This is a genomic window from uncultured Psychrobacter sp. (genome assembly GCF_947500265.1).
GTDB lineage: Bacteria > Pseudomonadota > Gammaproteobacteria > Pseudomonadales > Moraxellaceae > Psychrobacter.
Genome location: NZ_CANMRN010000005.1, coordinates 62407 through 82741 on the forward strand (window position 1 = coordinate 62407; position 20335 = coordinate 82741).

General features: G+C 38.9%; 15 protein-coding genes and 1 pseudogene. 11 read left to right on the forward strand and 5 right to left on the reverse strand.

What is annotated here, in order from left to right; translation table 11 throughout:
• Positions 1 to 616 precede the first annotated feature (616 nt).
• Positions 617 to 1909 (reverse strand): annotated as a pseudogene (locus Q0788_RS13900) (circularly permuted type 2 ATP-grasp protein); the annotation flags it as partial.
• A gap of 518 nt (positions 1910 to 2427) precedes the next feature.
• Here Q0788_RS13900 and Q0788_RS08725 point away from each other — a divergent pair.
• Positions 2428 to 3066: a GDSL-type esterase/lipase family protein gene (locus tag Q0788_RS08725; protein ID WP_298809693.1), complete on the forward strand. Its 639-nt coding sequence runs from the start codon at positions 2428 to 2430 to the stop codon at positions 3064 to 3066.
• A 160-nt stretch (positions 3067 to 3226) separates the two neighbouring features.
• On the opposite strand, the gene Q0788_RS08730 is transcribed toward Q0788_RS08725, so the two are convergent.
• Both Q0788_RS08730 and Q0788_RS08735 read right to left on the reverse strand, forming a co-directional pair.
• The gene (locus Q0788_RS08730; protein WP_298809697.1) at positions 3227 to 4327 is read right to left on the reverse strand and encodes a DUF2855 family protein; all 1101 of its coding nucleotides are present in this window, start codon (positions 4325 to 4327) and stop codon (positions 3227 to 3229) included.
• A gap of 33 nt (positions 4328 to 4360) precedes the next feature.
• Entirely contained in the window at positions 4361 to 5800 is a 1440-nt protein-coding gene (locus Q0788_RS08735) for an FAD/NAD(P)-binding protein (protein WP_298809700.1), read from the reverse strand.
• 119 nt (positions 5801 to 5919) lie between these two features.
• On the opposite strand from Q0788_RS08735, the gene Q0788_RS08740 reads away from it, so the two are divergent.
• The 4 genes from Q0788_RS08740 (at position 5920) to Q0788_RS08755 (ending at position 8998) form a co-directional block, all read left to right on the forward strand.
• Positions 5920 to 6519 (forward strand): TetR/AcrR family transcriptional regulator, encoded by a 600-nt coding sequence (locus Q0788_RS08740; RefSeq protein ID WP_298809703.1) that lies wholly within the window; start codon positions 5920 to 5922, stop codon positions 6517 to 6519.
• A 178-nt stretch (positions 6520 to 6697) separates the two neighbouring features.
• Positions 6698 to 7759, forward strand: coding sequence for an autotransporter outer membrane beta-barrel domain-containing protein (locus Q0788_RS08745; RefSeq protein ID WP_298809706.1), 1062 nt, complete (start codon positions 6698 to 6700; stop codon positions 7757 to 7759).
• A gap of 175 nt (positions 7760 to 7934) precedes the next feature.
• On the forward strand, positions 7935 to 8678 hold the full coding sequence (locus tag Q0788_RS08750) for a zinc-dependent peptidase (protein ID WP_298809708.1): 744 nt from the start codon (positions 7935 to 7937) through the stop codon (positions 8676 to 8678).
• 74 nt (positions 8679 to 8752) lie between these two features.
• The gene (locus Q0788_RS08755; RefSeq protein ID WP_298809710.1) at positions 8753 to 8998 is read left to right on the forward strand and encodes a hypothetical protein; all 246 of its coding nucleotides are present in this window, start codon (positions 8753 to 8755) and stop codon (positions 8996 to 8998) included.
• Between the two features lie 90 nt (positions 8999 to 9088).
• Here Q0788_RS08755 and Q0788_RS08760 read toward each other — a convergent pair whose 3' ends face one another.
• Complete coding sequence (locus Q0788_RS08760; RefSeq protein WP_298809713.1) at positions 9089 to 9757, reverse strand: hypothetical protein; 669 nt, start codon at positions 9755 to 9757, stop codon at positions 9089 to 9091.
• Positions 9758 to 9959: 202 nt separating this feature from the next.
• On the opposite strand from Q0788_RS08760, the gene Q0788_RS08765 reads away from it, so the two are divergent.
• The 6 genes from Q0788_RS08765 (at position 9960) to Q0788_RS08790 (ending at position 18743) form a co-directional block, all read left to right on the forward strand.
• On the forward strand, positions 9960 to 10451 hold the full coding sequence (locus Q0788_RS08765) for a hypothetical protein (RefSeq protein ID WP_298809716.1): 492 nt from the start codon (positions 9960 to 9962) through the stop codon (positions 10449 to 10451).
• A 1185-nt stretch (positions 10452 to 11636) separates the two neighbouring features.
• On the forward strand, positions 11637 to 12905 hold the full coding sequence (locus Q0788_RS08770; protein ID WP_298809718.1) for an integrase arm-type DNA-binding domain-containing protein: 1269 nt from the start codon (positions 11637 to 11639) through the stop codon (positions 12903 to 12905).
• A 205-nt stretch (positions 12906 to 13110) separates the two neighbouring features.
• Complete coding sequence (locus Q0788_RS08775; protein WP_298809720.1) at positions 13111 to 14391, forward strand: site-specific integrase; 1281 nt, start codon at positions 13111 to 13113, stop codon at positions 14389 to 14391.
• Positions 14388 to 15965 carry a site-specific integrase gene (locus Q0788_RS08780; RefSeq protein WP_298809724.1) on the forward strand — a complete coding sequence of 526 codons (1578 nt, stop codon included), beginning with the start codon at positions 14388 to 14390 and terminating at the stop codon, positions 15963 to 15965. Before Q0788_RS08775 ends, Q0788_RS08780 begins: the two co-directional genes overlap by 4 nt.
• Positions 15952 to 18297 carry a hypothetical protein gene (locus Q0788_RS08785; protein ID WP_298809727.1) on the forward strand — a complete coding sequence of 782 codons (2346 nt, stop codon included), beginning with the start codon at positions 15952 to 15954 and terminating at the stop codon, positions 18295 to 18297. Before Q0788_RS08780 ends, Q0788_RS08785 begins: the two co-directional genes overlap by 14 nt.
• A complete protein-coding gene (locus Q0788_RS08790) occupies positions 18291 to 18743 on the forward strand; it encodes a hypothetical protein (RefSeq protein ID WP_298809730.1) in 453 nt (150 codons plus the stop codon). The genes Q0788_RS08785 and Q0788_RS08790 overlap by 7 nt, the downstream gene beginning before the upstream one ends.
• A 344-nt stretch (positions 18744 to 19087) precedes the next feature.
• Here the strand turns inward: Q0788_RS08790 and Q0788_RS08795 are convergent, their stop codons facing one another.
• Positions 19088 to 20020 (reverse strand): hypothetical protein, encoded by a 933-nt coding sequence (locus Q0788_RS08795; protein ID WP_298809732.1) that lies wholly within the window; start codon positions 20018 to 20020, stop codon positions 19088 to 19090.
• Positions 20021 to 20335 lie beyond the last annotated feature (315 nt).

A 20335-nucleotide genomic window follows, 5' to 3' on the forward strand; every position in this document is an offset into this window, starting at 1 on the left:
AACTGATCTCTGTTGAATCCTCTCCCAACAAGACGGCACGCTCAAGCTGCTCAAAGTGACGACCTAATTGCCAAAAGCAAGTCACTGTCGGATTTTCTTGTTTCATCGCAGCGTTACACGCATGTAGCTGCAAGGTCGCCGCTCGATACGTGCCAGCACTCGATAAACGCTTGATCAAGTTATATAACTCAGCAGTATCTTTACCAATGACACCTTTGGCCTCTTGGACATTGTCCTCAATCGATTGCACGATATTGGGTATGATGTTTTGTTCCAAATCAGCCATCATTTGTGCTTTCATGGTGGTCAGTGACACTTCACCATCAACGGCAAACCCTAAGTGACTAATTAGATGTCTGATCTGTGATTTCTTGAGATCGCCTTTGATGAGTTGTTTCATAACATCGTCGTAGTAATACAGACGCTCACTATATCGGCCTAGCCATATTAAGTGACTGGCGGTAGAGAGTAGCAGTATCATGGGCGCATCATCTAAACTCTCGTAACCTGTTTCTAAGGGCTGGACGCGATCATAGTAGTTCGCGTGCCCTGAAGCATTGACACCTATTGATGATAAAGGCGAGCACTTGTCGGTTTGCTGGCTGTCTAAATCGCTGTCGTCAATAATCCAAGTATCTTTAATACCGCCGCCTTGTGATGAATTGACGACTAAAGAGCCTTCAACCATGGCTACTCGTGTCAGACCACCGGGTACAATATCTACCGAGCCATCGCCGTGACTTAGGATAAAGGGACGCAAGTCAATATGACGCGGTGCGATACCATCGCTTACGGCAGTAGGGTTGGTAGATAGTGAGATGGTCGGTTGGGCAATAAAGCCGGCGGGATTTTCAAGCAAGCGCAGGCGATATTCTTCGATTTCTTTTTTGGTCGACGTTGGACCAATAAGCATCCCGTAGCCGCCTGAGCCTTGCGTTTCTTTTACCACCAGCTTGTCTAGATTGTCGAGCACATATTTGAGCTCGTCAGGCTTACGGCACTGGTATGTCTCGATATTAGGTAGGATAGGCTCTTCATTTAAGTAGAATTTAATCATATCCGGTACAAAAGGATATAAACTTTTATCATCGGCCACGCCCGTACCTGGGGCGTTAACAATCACCACATTGCCAGCACGATAAGCACTCATTAGCCCTGATACACCCAATATGGAGTCAGATTTAAAGGCTAACGGATCAATATATGGATCATCAATGCGGCGGTAGATCACATCGACTTGTACCTTGCCGCGTATGCCTTGCATATAGACTTTGCTGTCCTCAACGACCAAATCATAACCATGGACGAGTGGCACATTCATCTCATGCGCTAAGAAGGCATGCTCATAATAGGCACTATTAAAGCGACCTGGCGTTAAAATGACGACTTGTGGATCATATTTGGATGTTGAGCTGGCAAGACAGGCTTTGAGACGGGTGGGATAATCACTGATGCCCATAATAGGCGTTTCAGTAAATATGTCAGCTAATAGTGTCTCTGATATATTGCGACTCTCAAGCATATATGAGACACCTGATGGGGTACGCAGGTTATCCTCTAACACACAAAATTTACCTGTCTCGTCTCGAATCAAATCAATACCGCTGATGTGAGAGTAGATAGGTTTGTCGAGCTCAATGCCCATCATCCATGGCTCATAGCAGCCACTGGCATAGACGTAGCTGGCAGGGACAATATCGGCCTTCATGATGGCTTGGTCATGGTAGATATCATGTAAGAATGCATTGAGAGCAGTGATACGCTGTTTACAGCCTGCTTCTATTTGTTTCCATTCGCTCGCGGCAATAATGCGTGGAATGATATCAAACGGAATCATACGCTCGATGTTTTTGGCATCGCTATAGACGGTAAAGGTGACCCCTTTACGGTAAAAGATATTTTCTGCTTGTTCGTTTAGATAATTGAGGGCATCCATGTTGATGTTATCAAGCCAATGGCCAACAGCTTGTGCCACTGGGCGATACTTACCCTTACTTATCTGCAATTCATCGAAACTTTGTGGTTTTTGCTCAGGTTTTTCTGAAGTTTCTTTTCTTAAGGTATCTTCGATCGGTGTTGACGCGGGACTTTTAGTATTATCATTGGGCACTTTGATGGATTGACTCTGACTCTGGCTCTGATTTGCAGATTTTTCTTTGTCTGGGTTTCCATCCTTAGGCTGACTTTGAGATGCTGTTTTATTCATAAATACCTCACGTATCCTTAGTAAAGTTATACTTTATGATGAATACACTGTCTATGCTAAGTAGAGTAGCACTTGTACTGCGCCCAACAGGTAGTCTATCTCCTGTATGGACTATACAACGGTTAATGAGCAATATACAACAAGAGTTAAATAATAGATTTTTAAAAACCTGAAGCTAATTCTAATAAGTTTAACTCAATAGAAACAGGAGGAGAGAAGACATGAAGCCACGTAGTAGGTTTTTAATGCTGGCAGGTATAGGGTTGTCAGCGACTATCAGTGTGACTGGCTGTGGTAGCGAACCGACACAGACGGCCTTACCCGCTGGTAGCACAGTGGTCGCACTTGGTGACTCCCTAACCTATGGTTACGGCGCAAATCCTAAAACAACGTACCCTACGGTGCTAGCAGAGCTAAGCAAATGGAACGTCGTTAATGCAGGTGTCAATGGTGATACTTCTGCAGATGTGCTTACTCGAGTGAATGAGATCACTGAGCAAAACCCAGATTTGGTCTTACTGGGTGTGGGTGGTAATGATGTATTACAGCGCATTTCGCCTGATACGACGCGGGCTAATATCATCGCGACTATAGACACTTTGCAATCCAACAATATTGATGTTGTCCTAATCGCGGAGCCGTATTTCAGTACTAGTGCTTTGTTTGGTAAGGTAAGTGATAATCCACTGTATGAAGATATTGCGGAAGCTGAAGGCATACCTTTGTATTCTGATGGCTGGTCCACTGTACTGTCAGATGATGCATTGAAATCTGATAAAATTCATGCCCATGCGGTAGGCTACAGACAGTTCGCTGAAGGGTTGCATGATTATCTAAAAGACGAAGGGTGGGTACGCTAAACCGAAATGTAAACCACAGTTTTTAAGCTTAAAGATTATGAGTAGAGCGTATGTCTGTAGTCAGTGTATAAAGCACAAAAAAAGCAGAGAGCTGATTGACTAGGCTCTCTACTTTTTATTTTCATTTTGCTAATGACAAATAGTCGATAAATTTAATAGCCTAGTCTTTTTCATTGTCACCCATGACGACTACCAAACCTTCATCAGCAGCTATCTTACCTTCGCAGATATCTTTATAAACCTCTAGTAAGCCATTGACTCCATCAAGCTCTTGAATCTTTAACCACGCACTAGTTTTTGCGGTGCTATTCATGATGTAGTGCATAGAGCGTTTATTGAACTCTTCAGGGCCCCATTCTTTCATACGTTGCTGTACATGGCTTGGTGCAAAAAACTGCTGGCTACGTTCTTGAATGATACCTTCGGTATGACGTGGTTCGTCCCAGTGCGTAAGGCCGACATTGCTGGTATAGCGCATGTTATCGCCTAAGTGTCTATGTAGACGGCTAAGCACGTCAGTATTGGCCGACATATCGACAATAACCGTTGGCTTACTTGCATCAATCTGCTCTAGGGTGTCATAGCTCAATACACTGTTATAAGCGTCAATTGACTTAACAAAACCTACATGACGGTTTGATGTGAGACCGATAACGTACGGTGCATCCTTATCATCAACTAAGCCGTATGCTAAGCCAATACTGGTCTTACTAGAGGCACTAATAATCACTACTTGCTCTGCACCAAACCAGTCATTACTCTTCAATAGGTCATATAAACAGAATGAGGTCAGGTGCAATACGAACAACAGCATGTGCTGATCGTCATGAGCGCGATCATAGCCCCGTTCATGGTTAACGCGCTGATATAGGTTATAACCGGGTGGTAGCTCGGCACGATGGACACTACCATCTAGTAAGCTGGTTTGGGTGACTCGCTTGGGTGTTATGATTAATTCATTGGCGGGCGGGAAGTAACCGAATAAGCGCTCACCAACCGGTAGTGCATCGCTATTTGATTCGATCACATCGCCAAATCCCCAGACTGGAATGATGCCCCATTTTTCAGGCTCGTCACCATTTGGCGGAAAAAACTGCCAATAGCGTAATTGGTCACCCATGACTGCATAAGTAATATTATTTGCAGTAAAAGCAAAGCGATCGACTTTTACACGTACTTCGCCATCATCTAGAGTGTGTACAGGCGTCTCTTGCAGGCGAGCTTGGGTTAGGTTTGCTTTATTGGTCTGAAATTCTTGCATGGTTATTCCCTTTTTTATTTTATAGTTGTCGGATTAAGCATTAGCAGTTTTGGCTTGACGCGCTGCCGTAATTTGCATGACTTCGCCCATGAGCTTAGGCATGTTTGCAGCGGCTTTTGGTCCTGCTTCTTTTAAGCGCTTAAGAATAGCCAGCTCTTCAGGCGGGGTGTCTTCGCTGACACGTACTAATTTGGTGAAGCCATCTAAGCGATTATTAATCATCCATTCACGTAGCGCAGACTCTTTTGACCAACGCATTTGATTCTGCATTTGTTTAACAAGCCCAACTAAAAAGTCCGTATCATGATTTGGGATTGGCACCACTTGGCATAACTCGTTTTTGACAGTTTCGTCATCGTAATTGGCCTCGATGTGGGCGATAAATGCGGCACTGAACACAGGCTGATAGGTACGTACGGTTTGCACCACCACAGTATCACCTTTGAACACATCGTACGTCTCTGTCACTGGTACTGCCCGTGCAGAGCAGTCGATATGCATAGTGTTGGGGGTGGTAGAAATACTGTCCTCACCAAAATAAATTTTGTCAGTATCTAAGCGGGTCACGCGCCCTTTACGTACAATGTTTTTAACACGGCGTAATTGCTTAAGCTCTTCACTACTAATGGTAGCGCCATGGAACATTTGCGGGCGTACATTTGGATCAATACGCATTAATACGCCGCCTTTTTCTAATCGATTAAAAAGGTCTTCGATGTTTTTAGCTTCAGCAATCGCTTCTGCTTGAGTAGCCTGTGCTCCAATAGTATGGGTGAAAAAATCACGAGAGGGTTGGGTGTTTTTACGATCGATCAGCCAAGCATCTCTTGGCATAATCCATGTGATATGGTCTGGATCAATTTGGTTTTCTAGTAGCCATAAAACCGCATCTATACCTGTTTTTCCGCCGCCTATAATGACGTAACCATCACGGGGTTTGGTTAGACTCGGCAAGTCATTTAACGGGCCAAACTTAACACCTTTAGCAATCTCGAAGTTTGGGGTATGGGTTGCTGGTACTGAGGTTTTAAAATAAGTACCATCAATTATTTTCTTGTTGATCTTAACCTCATAGCTGGTATCAGACAGCAACGATGAAAACTTGCCGTCGCCTTGGTACTCACACATCGGGAAGTATTTCACGCGGCCACTTGGTAAAAACGTATGCTTCATGACTTTATCAAAGTACGCCATGACTTCTGCGCCTGACGCCAACTCAGACAAGCCTTTATTTAAACCAATTTTATCAATCGTACCGCCGCAAAGCTCACGTGAGCTAACGCCATAAAAAGATGACGGCTGATGTAAGGTGACAAATGAATAGGCATCGTTCCAATGACCACCTGGCTTATGATGTTTATCGACGATAATAATATTAGCATCAGTTTCTGTGAGCAGCACATCGGCAAAAGCCATACCCACCGCGCCACTACCAATGATTAGATAATCCGTTTCTAGCTGTTGAATACTCATAGCGTCCTTACTCTTAAGTTGAGTTTCTATCAATACAATCAATTCATAATTGTTTGTATATAACAGTGTTATATACTAGAATAACACTGTTATAATTGTCAAGACATAGTGAGAATCTAATGGATGCCAGAACCAAAATATTAAACGCCGCATCTGAGCTTTTCTTAGAAGGGGGCGGGGACGCCTTGAGCGTACGCGCTATATCCAAGCGGGCAGGACTGTCCACCATCGGTATATACAGTCATTTCCAAGGTAAGCAAGGCATACTAGATGCGCTGTACATAGAAGGATTTAATCTCGTCCGTGAAGCCATGGATGTCATTCCAGAGGGTAGAGCAAACAAAGAGCAAGTGCTAGAGGCGTGCCTAGGGTATCTCAATGTAGGCGAGAAATATGAGGCGCACTATCGGCTGATTTTTGGGGAATCTGATGCAGGATATCAGCCCTCAATCGAGGCCATTGCAGCAAGAGACAGCGCGTTTTCAAAATTGGTGCGGGTGGCAGGTTCTTATTTATCAGAAGAGGCTAGCGTGACGCAACGTCGGCAAATAGCGTTAGATATCTGGGCAATCGTACATGGGTACGTCAGTATCAGTCACCATGTGGTGTTCGCCGATGGACTGGAGCTAGACTGGAAGACGATGGCACTTCGTGTGGTTGAAGTACAGTTGGATGCTATTGATATAACTAATGACCTAACTAAAGCTAAGCATCAATAAAGCCTTTCCGAACAACCCGGTAAATCAGCAGTATGAAGGTAACAATGAATATTAAACAGCGATTCGTAAGTATTGCTCACGGATAGGTAACTACATAGGTACATAGCGTTTAAATAATCCATCAGATAACGAAGAAGTACTTACTGCGGCTTTTGGTGAAGAACGCATAGCGCAAAGAATGCGCAACTACTCACGTATCATTAGCAGATTGATTGTTGAGCAAGCCAATGCTGATATCATCGCATCAACCAAGAGCGCAATCAATCTGCAAAACACGATGGGCTTAGCTTTACAGGACAATGCTACCGACTCGCACTTAGCGGTGCTTGAGCGCGCCAATGCTTTGGCATTACATACTTTCGATGATGCGGAGTCTTTTGATTCTGAGTCGCGTACTCAGGTTTGGGTAGATGGCTCTCAAAGCTACGTGGATGCTGAGGACGCACAAGAAGGCACTCGCGCCAATATTGGTCTATATGGCGAATATACCGTACAGCCGAGCTGGCGTGTTGGCGCAGGTATGCAAGCGGCCAATCAAAACAATAACACCGTAGAAAATGGCATTAAAAAAAACACAAGCTATGGCATTCAAGCCTATTCTTTATTGGGCGGAAAAGACACGGCTTGGTGGAACACCACATCTCTGAGCTTATCTAAACATGACTTGGACGTTAATAGAACCGTCAGGCTAGATGGTAATGACGGCATAAACATTATCAACAATAGCGAACGCGGTGATGCGGATGCCGATGTGTTTAGTGCATACAATGAGCTTGGCTACAACTTTCTTATCAAGAAAAACGTCGCGCATGGTGCCTTTTTGGGTTTGAATTACAGTGATACAGACATAGGTGGTTATACCAGTGGCAATGCTGATTCTCGCACTGCACTAAAGGTTGATAGCACCTCTAGCGAGGCATGGGATTCAGAGCTTGGTTACCAGTTACAGTATGGCTTTGATTTGATGGGCACGCCTGCCAAACTTCAAAGCAAAATCGCTTACGTGCATGTTATCGACGATGGTTTAACAGACAGTTTATCGACAACGTCTTTAGCTGATGGACAAACGAGAAACGTTAGTATTACCCAAACAGATAAAGATGACGACTATGGACGTTTTGAGCTGAGTGTGAGCAACAAGGTTCACAACAATGTCTACGCATATTTAAATGGCGATACCACCTTTGCACGTGACGATAAGGACAGCTCAGTACAACTAGGCTTGCAATATCAATTTTAAATCTTAATGTATGAATTTCAGACTGCGCTGCTCAATAATTCATTTATGAGCAGCGTTTTTTGCTTATGCATGTCAATATATTAATTACAAGTGCGTATTACTGATTGACGCTACAATACTCAGGTATCAGTGATATCAATGTGTGCGAAATATTTAAAGAATAGGGGTGGCGTGTATGTTTGGCATCATAAAAGACTGGCGTGAACAGCGTATATTGGACAACAGCGAGTTTACCCATGCCGATTGGATGCAGGCGGCTGAGCGTATTGTGATACTCGATAGATTGAGTGTTGACGAGATGACACATTTATTTGAGCTAGCAACGTTATTTTTGGCTGATAAATCTATCACTGGTGCACAAGGTTTTGAGATTACCGATGCTGTCAGACAATCTATTGCACTACAAGCCTGTTTGCCTATCTTGAACTTAGGTCTTGACTGGTATGCTGGTTGGTCATCCATCATTATTTATCCTGGCTCGTACAAGAGTGCTAGCACCACGGTAGATGAATTTGGTATCGTTCACGAAGGCAGTCAACACCGTAGTGGAGAAGCATGGCTGCGAGGGCCTGTTATTCTTTCATGGAAAGATGCCAAGCACTCAGGCGAACGTGATGGACACAACGTGGTCATTCATGAATTTGTACATAAGCTCGATATGATGAACGGCCGCGCCAATGGTTTTCCACCGATGCAACCTGATATGGATCCTGCAAACTGGACACAGATTATGAGCCGCGATTTTGAAGATTTTCAAACCCATCGCAAGTCAGGGCTTGATCGTTATGGCGCAACCAATCCTGCAGAATTTTTTGCCGTCCTCAGTGAGGTTTTTTTTGAAACGCCACAAAAGCTGGTTGATGCTTATTCAGATATTTATGAGATTATGGTGAAATTCTTTCGTCAGACGCCGTTATAAATGATATTTATAGAGATGGTGATAGTAAGCTGTATTTAAAACAGCATAAGCATATTGGAATTAGGGAAGCTTAGGTGATCAACTATAAAAACTTAAGCGAGCTACAACAAGTGCTAAAATTAATCAAAAAAACCGCACAAAGTCCCGAGCTTAAAACTGACGAAGGACGCGAACTGGTTGAGATTATAAGCCGCTATACGCAGACGTTTGTATGGTTACAGCGCTATTACGAATATGCTGTCTTTAGAGGGCTAGTAAAAAGTATTGTCATTAAAAGTCATATCAAAAACCATGTAGCACAAGCTGCTATATATATTTAATTGAATATATATAGCATTTATAACCAGATAGAGTAGGTTGTCAATTTAAACAAGTCTTATAGAAGTTGTCGGGTAATCGTTTTCTACGCCTTAAACCGTCCATTGATCATTAATAATGGCAACCAGGTAACGCTTGCCTTGATACTCATCAAATACTAAGCGTAATACCCGCCAGTCCATACCATCATACTCATCCGTGCCTTTATAATAAAATTCTACAACATCTGATGTTTGGTATATATTTTTTAAGTTATTGATAGAATTACCATTATTTTTGAATTCATTGACATTGATGCTAGCACTATTAAACTTTTTGCCATCCACCCAAGTATCCAAATAAGTAGGCAACGGCGTGACTAACAGATCGCCAGTACCGTCTTTTTCGCCCCAAGTAAATTGGATGTTAGACTGCTGTAAATACTGTGCAAATTGCCCGCGGCTAAAGACTTTATCTGACTCAGGCCGTACATAAGCGTACATTGAAAAACGAACGCCACGTATTGGATGGATATCATTAGTGATTCTAGAAAAGTCCTTATTTGCCAGTGCGCGCTGTATACGTAACGCTTGCTGTCTAAGGGTTTGCTGGCTGATATCAGCATTACTAGGTGTTGATGAACTACTGGTTGGCTGAGATACAATGGCTTCGCTGGACTCAGAAGCAGACTGACAACCCGTCGCAGCTAGCGTGAATAGCAAAAAACTACTAAAGGCTAATGTCGCAGATTTTTCCTTAAAAAAAGCAGGTAATGTCATCATAAAATCATCCTTAGCACAGTTATTAGCGAAAGAAACATCACTATAAATTGTCATGGGAACCGGTAAAAAATACCATAAAAGCGTTATGTAATCGATATTTTGGTAAGTAAACCTGAATGATACGATAATACAGCAGAGTCCGAATATAGGTATGATGTAATAGTCGGTAACACTTGTAGGATAAAAGCTCGCAGAGAATAAGATGCCAACATATAAATCGCTGACATTACTATTGACCATAGGACTGATGCCTGTCGGTCACGCTATAGCGGATTTATCAAAAGTAGATCAGAAACAAAATGCCTTAGCTAATATCAAGATTGCGACCATCACGAAAATGTACCAACAAGATATGGATGATCAAGGTATGAGTCATCCTGTAGTGCTGCAGCAATACGCTGATGCTGACTTGCAAGCAGCGATGCAACTTGAGCAAGCGTATTTTGATAAAACTCAGACGTCCTGCAATATAGATTACGATGTGCTTTGGAGCTCGCAAGATCCTGACTATACGCAAGACAAGAAGTTTTCAATAACTGCTCAAGGACTGGTTCAGGTTAGCTTGGCGCAAGGTAGCGATATTTATTATGAGTTGTCATGTGATGACAATGATAAAACGTGCCAAGTCGCAGATGTGGTTTTAGATCAGGATGGCAAAACGTTGCGGAAGCATTTGCTTGAAACTTGTCGTTAGTAGAAGTCTATAACTCAAACTCATATTAAATCTGATCTAAGGTGTAAGAATGACATGGTATAAATGTTTTTTCGCCTAACTACTAAAACCGTTGGTTTGTTTTCGTATAATGTATATTATGTTAAACTAGAGCTACCTGACATTAACTTCATGAGATGATGATTAACAGTAAGCTATTAGATAATTTGGTTGATAATTGCTTGACCAGAATATGTACTACCTATCAAATAAATAGTGTAATCATCCTTGACGTAACTACTAACTCATATGTCTTGAATGCTTAATACGCGAAGTCCTAATTGAGCTTAGTGTATCAGTATTAGATCAAGTCGCTAATAACCTCTTTGCATCCTCTCGTTCCTAATCATCACCTAACAGCCAAATTCACTATCATTCAATTGTTAGCATCTCAATCAACTGGCGCTTTGGTACGAATATTCTTGCAACACGTTAGGTAAGATATCATTACCTATGGACTCTATTAGCTAAGATCAAAAGCCATAACTCTTTTAGATATCTATTACTTCATATAATTTCTAATAGCGCATGTATGATCTGACAATGTTCCTACCTGGCCTGTTTGCAAGTCTGGTTTAGATCTACCTTATAATCACGAATATCATTGCCAACTAAGCTGTAATACTTTTTGTTTTAAGTAATCAAAAACCCTCTCACTACTAAGAAAGTATTTATCCCTCTTCGCAATATACTTCAATCTGGAGCACTAAGTTAACAACCTCCAAATTTGCACAGAACAGTACTATGACCCTGATTTTTATATTCTGTGCACGTACAGGAGCATGGTTTTCTTTGTAAATAAAAGTAAGAACTCTATCAATAGTAATAAATAGCGTTCTTACTTTTAATCTATCTGAAGTTTATTGCTCCAAACACCATATATATCAATAAACACATGGCTTACTCCTTTGCTTTACCTTATACTATAATCATCCCCAACTTTCCCTTGGGGATGATTCGATATAAAACCCTTTAATTTAAAGGGTTTTATGAAATAAATAATAAATAACAGTGTCCATACTAGTGTCCAATAGCTATCTATGTTTCCCAAAATACACTTTTTCAGGATTTATAAGACATGCGCAGAGATTGCTCTAAAACTAAGTATAGAGATAACAGATTAACACTCACAATTTACCTAGCTTATAAAGCTGACGGATGTACATTATGGCTGTCGATAATTTAAATGATATCAATAAACTTGAATGCCGAGATAAAGATTACTCGGTCAGTGTCTCAGGTATCGCGGGTTTAAGTATCCGTATTTATCCAAATGGTAAAAAAGAATACTACTTGAGGTACGCTCATCCGCACATCGATGGTAAGCGTCCTAGAATGATGCTAGGCAAGGTCGAAGAAATCAGTCTATATGAAGCTAAGCATAAAGCAGAAAATATACTTAGCGTGGTTGCACAAGGCTCTGACCCTAAAGCTATCCATAAAAAAGAACAAGTCAATAAGTATGCTCATCTAAAGAACGCCACATTTTCTGAAATTACACAAGCGTGGCGAGACCACAAAACATCAAGTCGTAACAATAGTAAATCTAGAAAGCGCGCGTTTAGTGAATCAACCCTTAAATTTTGGGATTTGTGTCTAGGATACATGTGCCAAGAAATTGGTGATTTGAGAATGAACGATATCACCAGCGAGATGATATTGAGTGTATGTGAGGCGATTCAAAACAATGAAAATCAAGCAACCTTCGTTGGTGCAAGCACTAGGCTGTATACTGAAAAAGTATTCTCATTCGCTGTCGCAAGAGGATTATGCGATAGAAACGTAGCTATTGATACACGTGGCGAGCTAGCACCTGCCAGCTCAGGCAATCACTTACCAGCTATTACTAAACCTGATCAGTTTGCCACTCTCCTAAACGACATGTCCAATTTTAAAGGCGCAAGTAAAATAACATTGGAGGCAATGAATTTACTACCTTACGTCTTCGTACGTAGTATCGATTTACGGTCTATGCGCTGGCAAGATATAGATTGGAATAACAAGCTATGGGAGTTTTCTCCTACTAAAGGCGAAGGTCGTGAAGATATGGTATCGCACTTGGTTGTGCCTTTAGCTATTCAAGTCATTGAGCGCTTACGAAGAATACAAGCAATTACAGGTCATAAAGATTACGTATTTGCATCGATGCGTGCATCAAGCAATAGCTATATTAGCAAAGCGACTCTAGTACAGATATTTCATAGGCTTGGCTATAAAGATGTACAATGCGCTCATGGCTTTCGAGCATCTGCTAAAACCCTACTAATGGAACAACCTGAGCTGCGCTACTCAGACATCGTGACTGAGCTGCAATTAGGCCATCGGATAAAAGATACGCACGGCGGCGCTTATAATAGGCTTGATGAGATAGACACAAGAGTACACATGATGCAAGATTGGGCAGACTATATAGATAAGCTCCAAAATTCAAAATAAAGATTACTTTAGTTTGATCATATCTCTCAATAATAATGGTTTTTTTGAATATCGTGTCTAATACAGATTTCATTACAACAATCAAGAGATAAATAGTTGCTATCACCTATAAAATTGAGCAATATCATTGCTTTATAGGAAGAGCTAATATAGCATTTAACTGTAAGAGACACCTTAATAAAAATTCATATATTCGCAGGCTTCGATGTCAATACTAAAAATAAAATCTATTGTATTAAACAACTCAAATCCGATTAGTTTGTTGTTTGATAGTACTACTACACTTCCCTGTCTATACCCTATGCTATATATCAATAGCTCATTGAAATTTAAAAGTGAATCAACACAACAAGCTTATTTACAAGGTATCAAGCAATGGTATGAGTTTTGGCAAGAGAAATACGATCAGTCATTCTGCAAGTATTTCAGAGAACATAAATCTAATCCAGAATTGATGATTAAAGAAATAGATAGCTTTATATTATATTTGGAAAATATACAGGTAGTTGATCAGAAACTAATCAGATTAGGAACCAATCCTTCAATTAATTATAATACACTTGCACATCGTTTGCGGGCTATCCTTAGCTATTTAAACTATTTGCTAGATACCTTTAGTCAAATATATGGTAAATCTATAAGTCCTGAAATTGCCAGATACAAGTCTGTAATCTATCAAAAGTATGATCTTGTCAAAAACTTATCCTCTAATCATCACAAGGCTCATAAGAATGGAACGAACTTCAAAAGCCTCACAGAGGAAATGCAAAAAGCTTTACGTTCTATTATTTCACCTAAAGCACTAGAACCATTATTTAAAAGTAATGAAGCTCAGTTAAGAAACTTTCTCATTGTACGTTTACTTTTGAACTATGGCCTGAGGACTGGAGAGCTACTACTCTTAACTCTTGATTCAATTAAACCCGACGTAAAAACACATAACACTTACCTCCTTATAACTGATACACATCATAAAACAGACACTCGTATAACAAAGCCACAGATTAAAAACGTTCAGTCTATTCGAAGCATTCTATTGGAGAAACGCGATGTTCAATTTATAAATATATATATCAATTATATTAGACGCAAAGAAGCTAAAAATCGTATGCTATTCCTATCCTTACAAGCACCCTACGCACCTCTCAGTAAATCAGGTTTTAAAAAAATTATAGCTACGATTAATGAGAATATGAAAAGTAAGCATCCTCAATTCTTTGACACTAATTATGTGGATTCTCTTGATAAAATTTCAGCTCATACTCTTCGGCATACATGGGCATATATGATGCTTAAGTATAACTATGAATCATATTTAAGCACTCATCATAAGGCAAAAGCGATGGAAAAGGCTGTCGAGAATTTAAGAAAAATGGCGGGTTGGTCGCTCAATAGTACTATGCCATATCTATACGCCAGCCGTTTTATGTCAGAAAATGCTAATTTAGCTAATATTCAAAGAATTACAAAAGTGGATACATTATGACTAATACTAATCTGGCACTAAATTTTCTTGAGCATTCGAGTCATCGTTTATTTTCTGAGGCTCAGATAGATAACATTGACAGTCTGCATATTCCTACTGTAATTAGGTTTATGCTTGCTGATAGGTATGACACTAAGTTTATCAATAGTACGTATGATACTTGGGAATTTACTTACTCTGGACTTAAAAATATAATTAAATTTGATGGCTTAGATTATCACGAAGTTAAACTATTAAAGTACTTCCTAGCGTACTATATTCAAATTAATAGTCCGTCAAGCTTATACCTATCCGCTAATAAAATAAAAAATTTATTCAATGAACTTGTAGAAAGAGGTATGGAATTTTCTTTTAAGTCTTTTGAAACTATTCTTTTAGAGTTAGCAAAAAACATCAGTTCCTCTCGTGATTACTATAGAGTCAAATTATTTATAAAGTTAATGATTGTTGAAGATTTTGACCTATTTGGAGAGGCAGATGAAGATAAATTAGAGATTTTAGAACGGCCATCGAGTTTCAACTCGCAATTGTTTTATCAAGAAACTGAAGACGCCATCAGCAAACCTATAATCACAATGATACAAAATGGCTTTGCGAAACTAAATTCAGAAATTTCTCAAAAACAATCAATAGCAGACAATACTATTAAAAACGCCTCTGTCCTTGGTCTTATCTATGTAACTGGTATGAGACCCGTTCAATTGTCAAAACTTTCTGTTGAAGATATAAAGATCGATACATACACGAAAGAAGGTGAAAGTATGCGCTACAGCATACTTGTGCCTTATGCAAAACAAGGTCGATTCAATCATGCTAAAATTTCTATAAAACTACCTGAAGAAATCGCTACAGTTATTTTGCAATATATTAAGCAATTTAAGTTATCTACGAACCATCAGCTTTTTGATTTAGGTAATTATGCAGTAACTTACTGTACTACTGCCATCAATGAACAACTCTTTGAATTCTCACCGCAGGAATATCAGCAACGGGTTTCAAATGGTGAACTAATCCAAATTAAATATACAAGCTCTCAATTCCGTCATCATATAGCTTATTCAATGGCACTATCAGGATCAAGTGCTGAAGACATTGCTTATATCTTAGGACACTCGTCATTAGTTACAGCTAGACATTATATTTTTTCATCACCCAGTCTTGCTCAAATCCGAGCCATGGCACTTGGTAGAAATCCTGTTTACCAGCAAATGATAGCTATGCTAATGACTGGTAATATCATTACCCATGAGCAAGGCTATGGAGAAAACATAGTAGGATTCGTTAATAGTAAGATTCACAGCAATATAGGCAAATGCAGCTATAAAGCTGACTGTTTTCTTGAGCCTGTACGTAGTTGTTACGGATGTGTCTATTTTAACCCTTATGTAAATGGTAACCATAAAGAAGTTTTAGAGTGTATTCAAAACGAACTAGAATCCATCATACATATCTCTGATGCTGTTTATAACTCATCAAATCCAATCATTGCTATTCACCAAGCTACTAAATTTGAAATAGAGTCAGTCGTTAAGCGCTGTGAGCTAAATAGTGAGGTGAAAAATGCAGATCACTAATTACAATGAGTTCATTAATGAGCAAAAAGAGTATTTTGAAAATAACTTATGTAAATCCAATGATGCATCGTGGGAAAACATCTCATGGTTAAAAAATGGTACTGGTTCAAGTTGGTTACTTTCACGAGGTAAACCAAGTATATGTTTTAATTTAATAAATAGATTGAAAGGCTTAAATAATATAGAAGTATCACAAGACTACCAATATTTTTGTAAAGCAATGTTGATATACAGCTATCGTCAAGCCAATGGTAAGGCTTCGCCACAAAAACTCGCTGCTGAACTCTTAGTGCTAAAGCGTTGGTTCTATTCCCTACAAGATCTTACATCTAACACTCATCCCACAAAACTCTCAACAGAAATTCTCAACCATGCATACTCTCTATTGAAGGATAATAGTGTTCCTACTAATCTTCCAGATCATGTCGGAACATTCAAAAGACTACAAGACATAGTGAATAAATATGGATTCACTTCTAAGAAGCTAGAGTTCGAAGTTGATTTAAAATATATTAATAAGCAGAATAGAACACAGAAAGCAAGAATAACTAAAGAGCTTCTTGAAGACAAAAATATTGACGAAAGCCAGATAAATGCAGAAAAATTAATTTCGATTCAAACCTTTATAAATATTGCTTCTCTTAAAAACTTTTGTCAGGGTGAAGGCGAAAAAATACTTTTAAACTCGCTATTTTTATCTATCGTAACAGGGTTTCGTTCGACTGAAACAATAATGTTGAAGAAAGACTGTTTAATCGAAAGACCTATATTAGATCCACAGACCAAGAAACCTATAAGTATTAATAGTAAAATACAGTGTATGCTTGGTATACGCTATTATGGTGCAAAAGGGGCTGGCGAGAGAATTCACTGGGTTGAGCCGTCTTCAGTTACGCTTGTTAAAAGCATCATACAAAACACTTTAAATCTTACCGAAGAATATCGAGAGCACCTAATTTATTTGAGGCAGAAAAACTTAAAAGACTTTCTTCCCAAGGGTGTTGATGACATTCCTGATGATTTGATCGAGCTAGACGATTTAATCGACCATTTATTTATTTCAAAAAAACGAACAAGAGGTCGTGGTGGTCGAAGAGATGCCATACTAAAAACATTTAAAAATGCTCAAGTAAAACCTGATAAGACAATCTCTGATGGAACGAGTGAGCTTAAGTTCTATAGTAAAAAGACCTTGAACGAATTCATTAAATCAACAGCAGATTATGATACTGAAGATCCTATAAACAAGAAGTTTGAGTTTGAGGGTAAGCTGGTTGACATCCCTTATGAAGATATATTGTTTATTGTCCAGCATGGGAGCACTACTCTATCTCGAAATCTGATCAATAAGATGAATATTACAATACTAGATAACCATGTTATAAATAATTTCTTAGGCACAGGTAGCAATATATCAATCTTTGAAAAGTACAATCTTAAAGATAGCGACAATCAAATCTCCAAAATATCAAGCCACATTCCTCGTCATAATATTAATACTTTCTTAGCTATTGCTGAAATTTCAGACCACTTGCAAGCAATGCTGATGGGGCGGGTTGATATTGAACAAAACAAACATTATCAGCATTTGAGTATTAAGCAAATTAGCCAAAATGCCAGTTTAACTAGTAACAGTAGTCAACTTCAGGCATCCAATGAGTTAATAACAGTTTCAGAGCCTGTGCAGCCTGGAGAGAACAATGTAAAAAGCCCAATTGATGACATCTTAGAATATGGCTTGATGCTCTTTAGCGACGATAAAGACTTAGAAGCTAATCTGAAAAATAATCTACATACTTTTAATAGCACTAATGAAGTATCAAACTTTATCGAACAATCCTTTGATGATGGTTACTTTGAAGATATTAGTAAAGCTTTTAATGAAATGGCACATACAGAGCCAGCCAAAGCGAAAGAGCTAATAAATACCCACGCCTACCTACATCCCCTACCCTTTGGATCATGTATGCGTAATATAGCGGCTCACGGTTGCCCTAAGCGGTTAGCATGCCAGTCAGGGGTATCCTGTGTCAATTTTACAGTGACAGGACGTATGGGTGAGCTTGAAAACTTAAAGCTCACTAAAAATAGACTACTTGAACAAGCTAAAAACTTAGCTGATAACTCTGAATTTACGCGAAGGGTAAAAGAGCAAATTCAAAACCTTGAGCACTTCGAACAAAAAATCATGATCGGCTACAGTAATAAAACTCCAGTAAATATATATAACGCAATAGATACTGAGCTTTCTCAGCCAAGGACACTTGCTGAACTGTTTTCACTAGAATACGAAAAGATAAAAGCTAATGATGAGGAGGAAGGCAAATGCTAAGAGGTAGCGAGCTTAACGAAGTTATTGAGAATGAGCTTAAAGAAATGGTGAAAGAAGGTATTAAGAAGGCTCCTATTTCAAACACTGCTCTACATAAGAGACTTATTGCCAAAGAACATATCAAAGGCGGTCTGAGTACGCTTAGTACGCCAGAACGCAAAGTATTAATCCAAAAATATACCACAGAACAGCTTTTACCATTGAACTTGAATGAAAAAGAAGAGCAGCTATACGTCAATAAAAAGACACGTCAAGCTCTTCTTGACACCATTAAAGGATTAAAAGAGAGAATAACTGAGCTTGAAGGTGAGCTAAATCAAAATACTGTTACCCTCATACAAATCATTAATCAAGTAAAGTTGAAAACCAATCTTGAGTGGGATGATTTACTTGCACCTTATTTAATATCTGAGCTCAAAAATCAGTCTAATTTAAAGAAGATATAGTGAGTTATCATATTCAAACAAAGAGTATAAATACTTAAAGTATCAATCATATACCCTTGTAAACTGGACTGCCCCGACTGTATCCCGTAGATATTAAAGCCTACCACTGCTAAAAATTGTTATTTTTTAGCAGTGGTCAATGAGATGACAAAAGATAAATGCATGATTGCCTTTGAAAATTGCGTCTATAAGATTCGAAAAAGCGAAGGAGTATCTTAAGAAAGACTTACAGAAATGATAAATCTTGATTGGAGCTGCATTGGCAATATAGAGCGTAGCGAAAAAATATTACCTGAAGAAGGCGTATGAGATATATGATGAGACCATCATAGAATATATATTCTTTACCATGATGTAAAATTAGTAATATCAGACATCCTTTGTAGTGTTACATTGCTACCTAATTCTTTATCCCAAAAATCTTGTCTCTGCTGGGTAGTAAAAGAATCACCATCCCATTCGATAACTTTCTTATTTTTTGAATTAGCATGGATTTTCAAAATGTTATTTAAGTGTGTATCGCATCCCGAATATCCAAATAAAATAACCTCATCCACCTCACTTAATGAAAGAACCATGTAACTCCAATATGTTGATAATATTTCAGAGGCGGTAATCACACTAGGTTTATGTGGGATATGCGTTAATACAACATGTTTACTACCAAAAATGTTTGCTGTTGAAATTTGTGAAGTGTGTAATTTGTACGTTATATTATTGATATCTTTAAATAATGGGCTACCATGCAAATGCAGGTAATACCCAAAATTCTTACTATATTTACGAACTAAGTTTGAGCTGCTAAATCCTGAATTAGTAAATCCATCAACCAATTCTCCAGTATATCCACTACAAATATCTGCATCGATAAATGCTTGATAAAGTAATTTGTCGTAATTTAGTGTTGCTACATGAGATTTAGTTGTTCTAACAAAATCAATCAACGCATCTCTAAATAATGTAGGCAAAGAGCTTGTAGAATCGAATAAATATGAAGCAACGGTATGCACATATTCTTGTGTAGAGTTAGTAAAGTCATGCCCGTAATTAGATAACCAATGTTCTCCAGAGTTTGTATTAGGAAATTCATCAAGATAATCACAAGAGGTTGACACTAGATATAGTTTATCTAACTCATCTTCTGAGACGGGACATGTATTTGAAGGTATACAGTTCTGAATGAGATCACGTTGTACGGTATCGCTCCATAAACTATCATCTGTCCAAACAGTTTTTAGTGCATTTGTTAATGAGTAATGGCTATGATCGATTGCCATTCCCAATCCATTCCCAAAAATCAGAAGTTTACGTGACATTATTTTTAATCATCCAAGTTTATGAAAGGCACAATCTAGTACTCTTTTATCTTATGTTAGCATAAATGTTGGTATACCTAATTAGACAAATAGTTATATCAATAATATCAACAATCAAAATTGATTACTAAAAACTAGAAGCTGCCTTTGATTACTTACTTGCCAGCAGGCAAGCCCACTAACCTTATTGCTCGAAAGGATTTTATGCATAATGAATATTTAATTATCGATGATATAAAATTATTCATCACTATTGAAATATCTTGGCATAGCAGT